Source organism: Streptomyces sp. NPDC005722 (genome assembly GCF_040630935.1).
Taxonomy (GTDB): Bacteria; Actinomycetota; Actinomycetes; order Streptomycetales; family Streptomycetaceae; genus Actinacidiphila.
Genome location: NZ_JBEXYN010000005.1, coordinates 330,807 through 344,267, shown reverse-complemented (window position 1 = coordinate 344,267; position 13,461 = coordinate 330,807). Strand labels below are relative to the sequence as shown.

Annotated in this window: 10 protein-coding genes; 5 read left to right on the top strand and 5 right to left on the bottom strand. The window is 71.8% G+C overall.

The genetic code is table 11. From position 1 onward, the window contains the following. Positions 1-19: 19 nt before the first annotated feature. The gene (locus ABZ479_RS09325) at positions 20-2,128 is read right to left on the bottom strand and encodes an ATP-binding SpoIIE family protein phosphatase (protein WP_500460898.1); all 2,109 of its coding nucleotides are present in this window, start codon (positions 2,126-2,128) and stop codon (positions 20-22) included. Between the two features lie 109 nt (positions 2,129-2,237). On the opposite strand from ABZ479_RS09325, the gene aspS reads away from it, so the two are divergent. Beyond that, complete coding sequence (gene aspS, locus ABZ479_RS09320) at positions 2,238-4,007, top strand: aspartate--tRNA ligase (RefSeq protein WP_500460897.1); 1,770 nt, start codon at positions 2,238-2,240, stop codon at positions 4,005-4,007. A gap of 106 nt (positions 4,008-4,113) precedes the next feature. Here the strand turns inward: aspS and ABZ479_RS09315 are convergent, their stop codons facing one another. From ABZ479_RS09315 to metG, 3 genes are read right to left on the bottom strand one after another with little or no spacing between them, the layout of a single operon-like run. Beyond that, positions 4,114-4,383, bottom strand: coding sequence for a hypothetical protein (locus ABZ479_RS09315; RefSeq protein ID WP_500460896.1), 270 nt, complete (start codon positions 4,381-4,383; stop codon positions 4,114-4,116). A gap of 14 nt (positions 4,384-4,397) precedes the next feature. Continuing rightward, positions 4,398-4,943 carry a hypothetical protein gene (locus ABZ479_RS09310; protein ID WP_500460895.1) on the bottom strand — a complete coding sequence of 182 codons (546 nt, stop codon included), beginning with the start codon at positions 4,941-4,943 and terminating at the stop codon, positions 4,398-4,400. Then, complete coding sequence (gene metG, locus ABZ479_RS09305) at positions 4,943-6,670, bottom strand: methionine--tRNA ligase (protein ID WP_500460894.1); 1,728 nt, start codon at positions 6,668-6,670, stop codon at positions 4,943-4,945. The genes ABZ479_RS09310 and metG overlap by 1 nt, the downstream gene beginning before the upstream one ends. Before the next feature lie 136 nt (positions 6,671-6,806). Between metG and ABZ479_RS09300 the strand changes: the two genes are divergently transcribed. The 4 genes from ABZ479_RS09300 (at position 6,807) to ABZ479_RS09285 (ending at position 11,563) form a co-directional block, all read left to right on the top strand. Further along, the gene (locus ABZ479_RS09300; protein WP_500460892.1) at positions 6,807-7,883 is read left to right on the top strand and encodes an AI-2E family transporter; all 1,077 of its coding nucleotides are present in this window, start codon (positions 6,807-6,809) and stop codon (positions 7,881-7,883) included. A 110-nt stretch (positions 7,884-7,993) separates the two neighbouring features. Next, on the top strand, positions 7,994-9,823 hold the full coding sequence (locus tag ABZ479_RS09295; RefSeq protein ID WP_500460891.1) for an acyl-CoA dehydrogenase: 1,830 nt from the start codon (positions 7,994-7,996) through the stop codon (positions 9,821-9,823). A gap of 95 nt (positions 9,824-9,918) precedes the next feature. Continuing rightward, on the top strand, positions 9,919-11,208 hold the full coding sequence (locus ABZ479_RS09290) for a M18 family aminopeptidase (protein WP_500460890.1): 1,290 nt from the start codon (positions 9,919-9,921) through the stop codon (positions 11,206-11,208). Positions 11,209-11,341: 133 nt separating this feature from the next. Then, a complete protein-coding gene (locus ABZ479_RS09285) occupies positions 11,342-11,563 on the top strand; it encodes a hypothetical protein (RefSeq protein WP_018559143.1) in 222 nt (73 codons plus the stop codon). A gap of 16 nt (positions 11,564-11,579) precedes the next feature. Here the strand turns inward: ABZ479_RS09285 and ABZ479_RS09280 are convergent, their stop codons facing one another. Then, on the bottom strand, positions 11,580-13,397 hold the full coding sequence (locus ABZ479_RS09280; protein WP_500460889.1) for an NHL domain-containing thioredoxin family protein: 1,818 nt from the start codon (positions 13,395-13,397) through the stop codon (positions 11,580-11,582). Positions 13,398-13,461: the final 64 nt, after the last annotated feature.

Genomic DNA, 13,461 nt, shown 5'->3' with positions numbered 1-13,461 from the left:
CACACAGCGTATCGGGCCGCTAGGCCCGGACGGGAGCCTCGTGGAGTTCGAACCAGATCGCCTTGCCCTCGCCGAGCGGATCCACGCCCCAGGCGTCCGACATCTCCTGCAGGAGCAGCAGTCCGCGCCCGGAGGCCGCCAGCTCGCCCGGGGTGCGGCGGTGCGGCATGTCGTCGCTGCGGTCGGTCACGTCGACCCGCAGCCGCCGGACGCCCGGAAAGCCGAGCAACTGCGCTCCCAGCACCGCGTCGTCGTCGGTGTGCAGCAGCACGTTGGTGACCAGTTCCGACACCAGCAGCACGGCCGCGTCCACCTGTTCGCCGGACGTCCAGTCGTGCAGCAGCGCGCGGACCTCCTCCCGGGCCGCCCGCAGCTGCCGGGCATCGGTCTGGGCGACGGTGAGCACACTGCGCCGCACCGGGACCTCGCCCCGCGTCCCGACGGGGTCGCGGCGCACCAGCAGCAGCGCGATGTCGTCCTCGCGGCGGTCGGCGAGCGGGCCGGTCAGATGGTGCGAGGCCGGCCCGTGCACCGCCTCGAGGAGCGTGTCGGCGAGTGCCTCCAGCCCGTCGTCGACCGTGTCCTCCAGCACCGAGCGCACCCGCCCGAAGCCGGTGTCCAGGTCGTGGCCCCCGGTCTCGATCAGGCCGTCCGTGCAGATCAGCATCGTCTCGCCGGGCTCCAGGGTGAGCCGCGTGGTCGGGTAGTCGGAGTCGGGCACGACCCCCAGCGGGAGCCCGCCGGCCGTCCGCCGGACGATCGTCGTACCGTCCGCCAGCCGCACGACCGGGTCCAGATGGCCGGCCCGCACCACGTCCAGGGTGCCGCTCGCCGGATCGAGCTCCAGGTAGAGGCAGGTGGCGAAACGGCTGTCCTCGCTCTCCTCGGAGCAGTGTGTGAGCCCGGCCAGGAAACGGGAGGTCCGGGACAACACCGCGTCCGGGCGGTGCCCCTCGGCGGCGTACGCGCGCAGCGCTATGCGCAACTGCCCCATCAGTCCTGCCGCCCGCACGTCGTGGCCCTGCACGTCCCCGACGACCAGCGCGGTGCGCCCGGACGGCAGGTCGATCACGTCGTACCAGTCGCCGCCCACCTGCAGCCCGCCGCCGGTCGGCACGTAGCGGGCGGTCAGCGTCATCCCCTCGACCTGCGGCCGCCGTCCCGGCAGCATCGCACGCTGCAGCCCGTCGGACAGCTCCCGTTCGGACTCGTGCAGATGCGCCCTGGACAGCGCCTGGGCGAGCATCCGGGCGACGGTGGTCAGCACCGACCGCTCGTCCGGGGTGAAGGCGACGCGTTCCCGGAAGGCAGCCATCCACGCGCCGATCGTGCGGCCCGCGGCGACCAGCGGCAGATACGCCCAGGACGACCGCCCGAAGTCCCGCACCAGCGGCCACGTGGCCGGGAAGCGCTCCTCGTACGCCCGCGGGCTCGGCAGGTAGACGGCACGGCCGGTGCGCACCACGACCGCCGCCGGGTACTCCGTGCCGAGCGGCATGTCCAGGAAGGGCAGCTCGTCGCCGGGCTGCTGCCCGTGGAACCCGATGGCGCGGAGCCGGTCACCCTGGACGCCGAAGACGGCGAGGCGGTCGGGGGAGAACCCCGGCATGGACAGGTGGGCGGCCACGCGGAGCACCTCCTCGGTGCTGTCCGCCTCCGCCAGCGCCCGGCCCGCGTCCAGCAGGAAGGCCTCGCGGGACCGCCGCCAGTCGGCCGGTGCGGCCGGGGCCGTCACGGCGGACCGGGCGCCGGTGCCCGCGCCCACGATCCCGTGGACCGCGGGCGCCTCCTGCAGCGTCCCGACGATCTCCTGCGGCCGGCCGTCCGCGGAGGGGAGCCCGAAGGTGCGCATCACGACCGTGCGGACGACCCGTCCGTCCTCGCGGACCACGCGCAGCGAGGACTCCGAGGAGGTGCCCTCGGCCACCGCCAGGGCGACCGCCGCCGACATGTCCACGTAGTCGGAGGCGTGGTAACAGGCCCGGGTCACCCCCGAGTGGACCCTCTGCGGCCGGGGCGGAAGTCCGAGCAGTCCGGCGCACACGGCGTCGAGCTCCACCATGTCCGTGGCGCTGTCCCAGCGCCAGACGCCCGTGCCGAGCGAGGCCAGCACGTCCTCGATGCGCATTCGCATAGTTTATGGTTTTTCGCGGCTTTCATCCGAATGGGGTCGGGCGCGCGTACCCCCGTAGACTGGGGAGGCCTCATCCCCGAACTTCAGACGACTTGGATGAACGATGCATCGGTACCGGTCCCACACCTGCGGTGAGCTGCGCGCCACCGACGTAGACGCGGAAGTGCGCCTGAGTGGTTGGCTGCACAATCGCCGGGATCTGGGCGGCATCCTGTTCGTGGATCTCCGGGACCACTACGGGGTGGTCCAGCTGGTCGCCCGGCCGGGCACGCCCGCGTACGAGGCGCTGAGCCACCAGTCCAAGGAGTCCGTGCTGCGCGTCGACGGCCGCGTCGTCGCCCGTTCGGAGGAGAACGTCAACCCCGACCTGCCCACCGGCGCGGTCGAGGTCGAGGTCACCGAGCTGGAGGTGCTCGGCGCCGCCGACCAGCTGCCGTTCCCGGTCTTCCCGGAGGACAACGCCAACGAGGAGATGCGGCTCACCAACCGCTTCCTCGACCTGCGCCGCGCCCGCATGCACCGCAACATCATGCTGCGCACCCAGGTCATCAGCTTCCTGCGCCGCGAGATGACGGCGCTCGGCTTCAACGAGCTGGCCACCCCGATCCTGTCCGCGACCTCGCCCGAGGGCGCGCGCGACTTCCTGGTGCCCTCCCGCGTGCACCCCGGTACCTTCTACGCGCTCCCGCAGGCCCCGCAGCAGTTCAAGCAGCTGCTGATGATCGCGGGCTTCGACCGCTACTTCCAGATCGCGCCCTGCTTCCGCGACGAGGACAGCCGCGCCGACCGCTCGCCCGGCGAGTTCTACCAGCTCGACGTCGAGATGAGCTTCGTCGAGCAGGAGGACGTCTTCCAGGTCATCGAGAAGGTCATGACCGACCTCTTCGAGGAGTTCGGCGGCGGCCGCCACGTGACCTCCCCGTTCCCGCGGATCCCGTTCCGCGAGTCGATGGTCAAGTACGGCAACGACAAGCCCGACCTGCGTGCCCGCCTGGAACTGGTGGACGTCTCCGCGGTCTTCGCCGACTCCGGCTTCAGGGCCTTCGCCGGCAAGCACGTCCGCGCCCTGCCGGTGCCGGACACCGCCGAGCAGCCGCGCAAGTTCTTCGACAACCTCGGCGACTACGCCGTCGAGCAGGGCGCCAAGGGCCTGGCCTGGGTCCGGGTCGGCGACGACCTCACCCTCACCGGCCCGATCGCCAAGTTCCTCACCGAGGACGACGTCAAGGCGCTGCTCGCGGCCGTCGACGCCAAGCCGGGCCACGCGATCTTCTTCGGCGCGGGCGAGTTCGACGAGGTCTCCAAGATCATGGGCGCCGTCCGGGTCGAGGCCGCGAAGCGGGCCGGCCAGTTCGAGGAGGACGTCTTCCGCTTCTGCTGGATCGTCGACTTCCCGATGTTCGAGAAGAACGAGGACACCGGACAGGTCGAGTTCTCCCACAACCCGTTCTCCATGCCGCAGGGCGGCCTGGAGGCGCTGGAGACCAAGGACCCGCTGGACATCCTGGCCTGGCAGTACGACATCGTCTGCAACGGCGTGGAGCTGTCCTCCGGCGCCATCCGGAACCACGAGCCCGCGATCATGTACAAGGCCTTCGAGATCGCCGGCTACGACCGGGACACCGTCGAGCACGAGTTCGGCGGCATGCTCCGCGCCTTCCACTTCGGCGCCCCGCCGCACGGCGGCATCGCCCCGGGCGTCGACCGCATGGTCATGCTGCTCGCGGACGAGCCCAACATCCGCGAGACCATCGCCTTCCCGCTCAACCAGAACGCCCAGGACCTGCTCATGGGCGCCCCGAGCCAGGTCGACGAGGCCCGCCTGAAGGAGCTGCACCTCGCGCTGCGGCTCCCCCCGGAGAAGAAGGCCTGACGGCCCGCACCACGTCGTGACGCCGAGGGGCCCGGAACCATGCGGTTCCGGGCCCCTCGGTGTCACCGCAGAACGCGGGTCGTCGGAAGTGCCGCGTCGACGACGATCACTCGTCCTGGTCGCCTCCCGGCACACCGAGTTGCGCGTCCCGCTCGGCCCGCACCGTGCGCAACACGTCCATGACGTCGCCTTCGGCGAGCCGGGTGCCGCACGCGGGCCTCGAGAACCGCTCGAGGACGGCCAGGTTGTCCCTGCGCCGCACCTCGTCGCGGACAAGATCCGACACGTAGGCCTCGAGGGACGGACCGCGTTCCTCGGCAATGGCCGCGAGGCGGTCGCGCAGGTCCTCGGGCACGTCGATCCGGAGCGCGACCATGACGGGCCGCACGCTCAGCCGTCCAGGGCGACGACGGCGACGACCGGGTGGGCGGGGTCGCTGTCGTCGACGGCGACGCCGCGGCTGTAGGCGCCGTGCGCCGCCGCCGCGGGGACGTGGTCGCCGGCGTAGCGGGCGTTCGCCAGGCCACCGGCGGCGCGGCGGCAGGGGTCGGCGGGGGGCTCACCCACGCGCAGCGCCTGGACGTCGGGGCCGAGCGCGCCGAAACCGGAACCGGAGAGGAACCCCTCCAGGCCGTCGGCCGTCGTACGGAAGCTCAGTTCGAGCTCGTGCGCGCCGGACAGCCCGCCGCCCTGCGCGAGGTAGTGCACGTCCCGCCGGTCGTCCGGCAGCCGCAGGCCGAAGCGCCGGGCGGCCGCCTCCAGCGTGACGTTGCTGCCGCGGCACGCGCCGTGCGCGTCCGGGGCCGCGCCCGAGCGGCGGTCGCCCGAGCCGGTCAGCGAGACGGCGAGGATCACCCCGGCCACCAGCAGGACCAGGGTCAGGCCCACCGCCAGGATCAGCACCAGTGGGGACCTGTCCCTGGCCTCGGTGGGCATCAGGCGGCCTCCGGCTCCCCGCCGAAGCGCTCGCGGTAGGACTCCAGGTCCTCCTCGGTGATCTTCGCGAAGAGCACCGGCGGGACGGTGAAGGACGTCCCGGCCGGGACGGCGGCCAGGGCGCGGGCCTCCTCGGGGGTGACCCAGACCGCGGTGTCGTCCGCCAGGGCGAAGGCACCGCGCATCGCGGCGGCCGTGGCCGGGATGAAGGGCTCGGAGACGACCGCGTAGAGGTGGATCAGGTTCATGGCCGTGCGCAGGGTCAGGGCGGCGCCGTCGGCGTCCGTCTTGATCTCCAGCCAGGGGGCCTTCTCCTCCAGGTAGGAGTTGCCGGCGCTCCACAGGGCACGCAGGGCCTGCGCGGCCTTGCGGAACTGCAGGTCCTCCATGTGCCGCTCGTACTCGGCGAGGAGCTCCGCGATCTGCTCGCCCAGGCGCCGCTCGGCCTCCCCGGCCTCCTTGCCCGCGGGCACCTCGTCGCCGAAGCGCTTGCGGGAGAAGGACAGCACCCGGTTGACGAAGTTGCCGAGGGTGTCGGCGAGGTCCTTGTTGACGGAGGCCGCGAAGTGCTCCCAGGTGAAGGAGGTGTCGTCGGACTCGGGCGCGTTCGCGATCAGGAAGTAGCGCCAGTAGTCGGCCGGCAGGATCCCGAGGGCCGCGTCGGTGAAGATGCCGCGCCGCTGCGAGGTGGAGAACTTGCCCCCGTAGTAGGTGAGCCAGTTGAAGGCCTTGACGAAGTCGACCTTCTTCCACTTGTCGCGGGTGCCCAGCAGGGTGGCCGGGAACATCACGGTGTGGAAGGGGACGTTGTCCTTGGCCATGAACTCGGTGTAGCGGACCTCGGTGTCGACGTCGTACCACCAGGAGCGCCAGTCGCGCGGCTCGCCGTCGGCGGCGGCGTCCGACCACTCCTTGGTGGCGCCGATGTACTCGATCGGCGCGTCGAACCATACGTAGAAGACCTTGCCCTCGGCCGCCAGGTCCGGCCAGGTGTCGGCCGGCACCGGCACGCCCCAGTCCAGGTCGCGGGTGATCGCGCGGTCCTGGAGGCCCTCGGTCAGCCACTTGCGGGCGATGGAGGAGGCGAGCGTCGGCCAGTCCTTGCCGTGCTCGTCGACCCAGGCCTCGACCTCGTGGGAGAGCTTGGACTGGAGCAGGAACAGGTGCTTGGTCTCGCGGACCTCCAGCCGGCTGCTGCCGCTGATCGCGGAGCGCGGCTCGATCAGGTCGGTCGGGTCCAGGACGCGGGTGCAGTTCTCGCACTGGTCGCCGCGGGCCTTGTCGTAGCCGCAGTGCGGGCAGGTGCCGACGATGTAGCGGTCGGGCAGGAAGCGCTCGTCGTCCAGGGAGTAGACCTGGCGGATGGCGCGCTCCTCGATGAAGCCGTTCTCCTTGAGCTCCCGGGCGATGGCCTGGGTGATCCCCCGGTTCTGCGGCGAGGAGCTGCGGCCGAAGTAGTCGAAGGAGAGTGCGAAGCCGTCGTAGACCGCCTTCTGCGCGTCGTGCTGCTGGGCGCAGAACTCGGCGACCGGGAGCCCGGCCTCCTGCGCGGCGAGCTCGGCCGGGGTGCCGTGCTCGTCGGTGGCGCAGATGTAGAGGACCTCGTGGCCACGCTGGCGCAGGTACCGGGAGTAGACGTCGGCCGGGAGCATGGACCCCACCATGTTGCCCAGGTGCTTGATCCCGTTGATGTACGGAAGGGCGCTGGTGATGAGGTGTCGAGCCATTGCCGGCTGCTCCCAAGTCGCTACTGTGGGTGAGGATTTCCTCTACGGACCGTCAATATCGTATCCGACCGGGGCGGGCCACCCGTTCGCCTTTTCCGGCATGCGGACAGCGGACCCCCCGTGATCCGCTGGACGGGTGGACGCGCCCCTTCTGCCGGCCTCCGCGCGACGGACGGCCGCGTGGTGCGGCGTCGTGCTCCTGGTGGCCGGGGTGGGCGCGCTCGTGGTCTGGCTCGTCGTCACCTTCGCGGCGGTGGTCACGCCCGTCCTGCTGGCCCTGCTGGGCAGCGCCCTGCTGGGCCCGCTCCACCGGAGACTGCGGGCCGCACGGGTGCAGCGGTCGCTGGCCGCGGCGCTGACCTGCGTGGTGCTGGTGCTGTTCGTGGCCGGCGCGGGGTACGTCGTGGTGCACAGCCTGCTGGACACCGGCGACGAGATCGTGGCCTCGCTCAAGGACGTGGCCCGCAAGGTGCTGCCGCGCCTGGGCGCCACGGGGACCTCGCTGAACGACACCATCGACAGCCTCAAGTCCTTCGCCACCAAGTACGGGGCCCGCGCGGCCTCCGGGGTGGTGTCCGGGATCAGCATCGTGGGCCAGCTGATCGCGACCGCCGTGCTGGCGCTGCTGCTCACCTTCTTCTTCCTGCGCGACGGCGCCCGCTTCCCCGGCCTGCTGCGCGACGCCGCACCCGGCCGCACCGGGCCGCTGCTGGACCGGATCGCGCGCCGCTCCTTCGGGGCCGTCGAGGGCTTCATGCGGGGGACGACGGTCATCGCGCTGATCGACGCCACGCTGATCGGCATCGGCCTGCTGATCCTGGGGGTGCCGGGGGCGGTGGGGCTGGCCGCGCTGGTCTTCGTCGGCGCCTACATCCCGTACCTGGGGGCGTTCATCTCGGGCGCGGTGGCGGTGCTCGTCGCCCTCGCCGACCGGGGGTGGGTGATCGGCGTCTGGGCACTGGGGGTGGTGCTGGCGGTGCAGGTGCTGGAGGGGCACGTGCTGCAGCCGATGGTGCAGAGCCGCACGGTGCAGATGCACCCGGCCGTCGTGCTGCTGGCGATCACCGCGGGGGCGAGCCTCGCGGGCATCCTCGGGATGCTGCTGGCGGTGCCGGTCACGGCGGCCGCCGTAGGGGCCCTGGACGAACTACGGCGCCAGGAGCCGGACGTTCCTCCAGAAGTCGAAGGCCCTCCGTCACGTCCGGCCGGATAGGGGTTGTTTTTATTACCCGCGGGTAGCATCATTACCGACTGGTAAGTGATAAAGCTGCGAGGACTGCGCACCCTTCCCGCCGTCCGACCGACCCCGACGGAGCCGTCGCCATGGGCCACTACAAGTCAAACCTTCGCGACATCGAGTTCAACCTCTTCGAGGTCCTCGGACGCGACAAGCTGTACGGGACCGGCCCGTTCGCCGAGATGGACGTCGAGACCGCCAAGGACATCCTGGGCGAGGTCGCGCGCCTCGCGGAGAACGAGCTCGCCGACTCCTTCGCGGACGCCGACCGCAACCCGCCGGTCTTCGACCCGGCGACCAGCACCGCCCCGGTGCCGGACTCCTTCAAGAAGAGCTACAAGGCCTTCATGGCCTCGGAGTACTGGCGCCTCGGCCTGCCCGAGGGCATCGGCGGCACCACCGCCCCGCCGTCCCTGATCTGGTCGTACGCGGAACTGATCCTCGGCTCCAACCCGGCCCTGTGGATGTACTCCTCCGGCCCGGCCTTCGCCCGCATCCTCTTCGAGGAGGGCAACGAGGTCCAGAAGAAGATCGCCTCGATCGCCGTCGAGAAGACCTGGGGCTCCACCATGGTCCTCACCGAGCCGGACGCCGGCTCGGACGTGGGCGCCGGCCGCACCAGGGCCGTCGAGCAGGAGGACGGCTCCTGGCACGTCGAGGGCGTGAAGCGCTTCATCACCTCCGGCGAGCACGACATGGAGGAGAACATCCTCCACTACGTCCTCGCCCGCCCCGAGGGCGCTGGCGCCGGCACCAAGGGCCTGTCCCTCTTCCTCGTCCCGAAGTACCTCTTCGACTTCGAGACCGGCGAGCTGGGCGAGCGCAACGGCGTCTACGCCACGAACGTCGAGCACAAGATGGGCCTGAAGGCCTCCAACACCTGCGAGATGACCTTCGGCGACAAGCACCCCGCCAAGGGCTGGCTGATCGGCGACAAGCACGACGGCATCCGCCAGATGTTCCGCATCATCGAGTTCGCCCGCATGATGGTCGGCACGAAGGCGATCTCCACCCTCTCCACCGGCTACCTCAACGCGCTGGAGTACGCCAAGGAGCGCGTGCAGGGCCCGGACCTCGCGCAGTTCACGGACAAGTCCGCGCCGAAGGTCACCATCACCCACCACCCCGACGTGCGCCGCTCCCTGCTGACGCAGAAGGCCTACGCCGAGGGCATGCGCGCCCTGGTCCTCTACACCGCCTCCGTCCAGGACGCGATCGCCGCCGCCGAGGAGACCGGCGAGGAGGCCAAGGACCTCGAGGCCCTCAACGACCTGCTCCTGCCCATCGTCAAGGGCTACGGCTCCGAGAAGGGCTACGAGCAGCTCGCCCAGTCCCTGCAGATCTTCGGCGGCTCCGGCTTCCTGCAGGAGTACCCGATCGAGCAGTACATCCGCGACGCCAAGATCGACACCCTCTACGAGGGCACCACCGCGATCCAGGGCCAGGACTACTTCTTCCGGAAGATCGTCCGCAACCAGGGCGCCGCCCTCACCGCCCTCTCCGAGGAGATCAAGACCTTCCTCGCCGAGGCCACCGGCGGCGACGAGCTCGCCGCCGCCCGCGAGCACCTCGCCAAGGCCGCCGTCGACCTGGAGGCCATCGTCGGCAAGATGCTCACCGACCTCGCCGCCACCGAGCAGGACGTCAAGAACATCTACAAGGTCGGCCTGAACACCACCCGGCTGCTGCTCGCCTCCGGCGACGTCGTCGTCGGCTACCTCCTGCTCAAGGGCGCCGCCGTCGCCGCCGCGAAGCTGGCCGCCGGCGCGGGCGCCAAGGACACCGCCTTCTACACCGGCAAGATCGCCGCGGCCAGGCACTTCGCCGCCGAGATCCTGCCCCAGGTCTCCGTCGCGCGGTCCGTCGCCGACGGCGTCAGCCTCGACATCATGGACCTGCCCGAAGAGGCGTTCTGACCCGGTCCTGACCGGTTCCGGCCGGGACCGATACGGCAACGGCGGCCCGCTCCTCCCTCGGGGAGCGGGCCGCCGCGCGTCCTTATGCTTGAAGCATGAACCCTCAGCCCCACTTCGGCCGCGGCCACACCGACGACCTCGCAGCGTTCCTCACCGCCAGCCCGTCGCAGTACCACGCGGTCGCGAGCGCCGCCGAGCGCCTGGAGAAGGCTGGATTCCAGCAGGTGGCCGAGACCGAGGCGTGGGGCGCCGAGGCGGGCGGCAGGTACGTGCTGCGGGGCGGCGCGATCATCGCCTGGTACGTGCCCGAGGGTGCCGGGCCCGCCACCCCCTTCCGGGTGGTCGGCGCGCACACCGACTCCACCAACCTGCGCGTCAAGCCGCGTCCCGATTCCGGCTCCTTCGGGTGGCGCCAGATCGCCGTCGAGGTCTACGGCGGCGCCCTCCTCAACACCTGGCTCGACCGCGACCTGGGGGTGTCCGGCCGGCTGGTGCTGCGCGACGGCACGACGACCCTGGTCCACGTCGACCGGCCGCTGCTGCGGGTGCCGCAGCTCGCCGTCCACCTGGACCGCGGTGTCAACGACAACGGCCTCAAGCTCGACAAGCAGCGCCACATGCAGCCCGTCTGGGGCCTCGGCGAGGTCAAGGAGGGCGCCCTGATCGCCTTCCTCGCGGAGGAGGGCGGGGTGGCCGCCGCCGACGTCGTCGGCTGGGACCTGATGACCCACGACGTCCAGCCGCCCGCCTACCTCGGCCGCGACCGCGAGTTCCTGGCCGCGGGCCGGCTCGACAACCTGCTCTCCGTGCACGCCGGCACCGCCGCCCTGGCCGCCGTCGCCGGGGCCGACCTGCCGTACATCCCCGTGCTGGCCGCCTTCGACCACGAGGAGACCGGCAGCGAGTCCGACACCGGCGCCCTCGGCCCGCTGCTCGGCAACGTCCTGGAGCGTTCCGTCTTCGCCCGCGGCGGCAGCTACGAGGACCGTGCCCGCGCCTTCGCCGGCACGGTGTGCGCCTCCGCCGACACCGGCCACGCCGTCCACCCCAACTACGCGGAGAAGCACGACCCGACGCACCGCCCGATGCCCAACGGCGGCCCCATCCTCAAGGTCAACGTCAGCCAGCGCTACGCCACCGACGGCACCGGCCGCGGCGTCTTCGCCGCCGCCTGCGAGCGGGCGGGCGTGCCGTGGCAGGCCTTCGTCTCCAACAACGCGATGCCCTGCGGCACCACCATCGGCCCCATCACCGCCGCCCGGCACGGCATCGCGACCGTGGACGTCGGCGTGCCGATCCTCTCGATGCACTCCGCACGCGAACTGTGCGGCGCCGACGACCCGTTCCTGCTGGCCAGCGCCCTGAAGGCTTTCCTGGAGGGCTGAGCCCGCGCCCCCGCCGGCGAAGTCCGCCCGCACGGGGCGGACTTCACCGGCGTCCGGCGGTCATGAGTCGCCCGCACCGGGGTACCCGAGTCCTACGAGTCCGTAGCGCCAACCCCGTTCGGAGGCGGACATCATGGGCATCGGCGGTTGCATCGGCCTGATCGCGGTGGGGGCCATCCTCACCTTCGCGACCGACTGGCACATGGCCGGGGTCAACCTCGACCTGGTCGGCCTGATCATGATGGCGGTCGGCGTCATCGGCCTGGCCGCGTACATCAGCATCTTCAAGAAGCGCCGGGTCGTGGAGCCGATGCCGGTGATGGACGAACGCGCCCGCAACTACCCGCACGTGTGACGGACGTGCGGATGCGTCAGGCGTCCATCCCGGCGAGCACCAGGGCGAGCCGGGTGTCCCCGTCGGCCGTCAGGCGGACGGGGACACCCCAGTCCTGCTGGTGCACGTGGCAGGCCGGGTACTCGTTGTCCGGGTCGTCGTCGCAGGACGCGGCCATGGCCGACACGTGGAGCACCCCCTCGCCGACGTCCCCGTCCAGGACGACGTCGCGGAAGAGGTCCGTGCCCTTGCCCGCGCCCTCCAGCAGCAGCTCCGGCGGCGTCGCGCTGACCAGCAGCCGCGTCGACGGGCCGTAGCGCTCGTCGAGCTTCTGGCCGGCCGGGGCGGAGAACACCACGTCCAGCCGCAGCGGCCCCGGCGCCACGTCCGTCGCGGGCCGCTGCGTACGGTGCGCCGCGCCCTCGACCCGCACCGCCTCCTCCGGCAGGCGCAGCCGCGTCAGCCGGTGGCGGGCGGACTCCACCACCACGATCTCCGCGCCGTCCAGCACCGCTCCCGACGGCTCCCGCAGGTCGGTGGCGAGCGTGGTGACCTCACCGGTCGCCGGGTCGAAGCGGCGCAGCGCGTGGTTGTACGTGTCGCTGACCGCGACCGACCCGTCGGGCAGCGCGGTCACCCCCAACGGGTGCTGCAGCAGTGCCTGCTCCGCCGGGCCGTCGCGGTGGCCGAAGTCGAACAGCCCCGTGCCCACGGCGGTGCGCACCGCGTACCCCGGGCCGTCCGCGGCCCGCTCGACCCAGCGCAGCGCGCTGGTCTCGGAGTCCGCGACCCAAAGCCGCTCCCCGGCCGCCGCCAGCCCCGACGGCTGGGCGAACCACGCCTGCTCCGCCGGCCCGTCGACGAGCCCCTCGTTGGTCGTCCCGGCCGCCACCGCGACCGTCCCGTCCGCCGGGTCGTACGTCCACAGCTGGTGGACGCCCGCCATGGCGATCCACACCTTGCCGTCCCACCACGCCAGGTCCCACGGCGAGGACAGGTCGGTCCCGAGCGCCGGGCCCGAGGTCGCCGACCCCTGCCACCACTGCTTCCCGGTGCCGGCCACCGTCTCCAGGGCGCCGCTCGCCGGGTCGAACGTCCGCAGCCGGTGGTTCACGGTGTCCGCGACGACCACGGTGCCGTCCGGCAGGAGCGCCAGGCCCTCGGGTTCGTTGAACTCCCCGGGGCCGCCGATGCGGCGCACGACGGTCTCGCCGTCCGGCTCCGTCTCCACCAGCTGGTGCCGGGTCGAGTCGGACACCAGCAGGTTCCCCGACGGCAGCCGCAGCGCCTTCCCCGGGAACCGCAGGTCCGTGGCCACCGGCTCCGGCGGCACGTACGGCCCGTCGCCGCGGCGCAGCGTCCCCTTCGCCGCGTGCTCCGCCTCCAGCTCGGTGACCAGCGTCTCCAGCGCGTGCGCGTGGCCCTCACCGGAGTGCTGGGCGACGACGTACCCCTCCGGGTCGATCACGGTCAGCGTGGGCCAGGCCCGCACGGCGTACTGCTTCCACGTCGTGAGCTCCGGGTCGTCCAGCACCGGGTGGTGCACCCCGTACCGCTCCACCGCGTCCACGACCGACCGGTGCTCCGCCTCGTGCACGAACTTCGGCGAGTGGACGCCGACGATCACCACGGTGTCGCGGTGCTTCTCCTCCAGCTCGCGCAGCTCGTCCAGGACGTGCAGGCAGTTGATGCAGCAGAAGGTCCAGAAGTCGAGAATGACGATCGATCCCCGCAGGTCGGCGAGGGTCAGCTCCTGGCCGCCGGTGTTGATCCAGCCGCCCTTGCCGACCAGCTCGGGGGCGCGGACACGGGCACGGCGGGGCGTGGTGGAGGACGCGGGGGCAGAATCGTTCATGCTTCAAGGGTGCCATCCGGACGGGAACGCCGGAGCACACCCATGGGACGGCCGGCGACGGGGG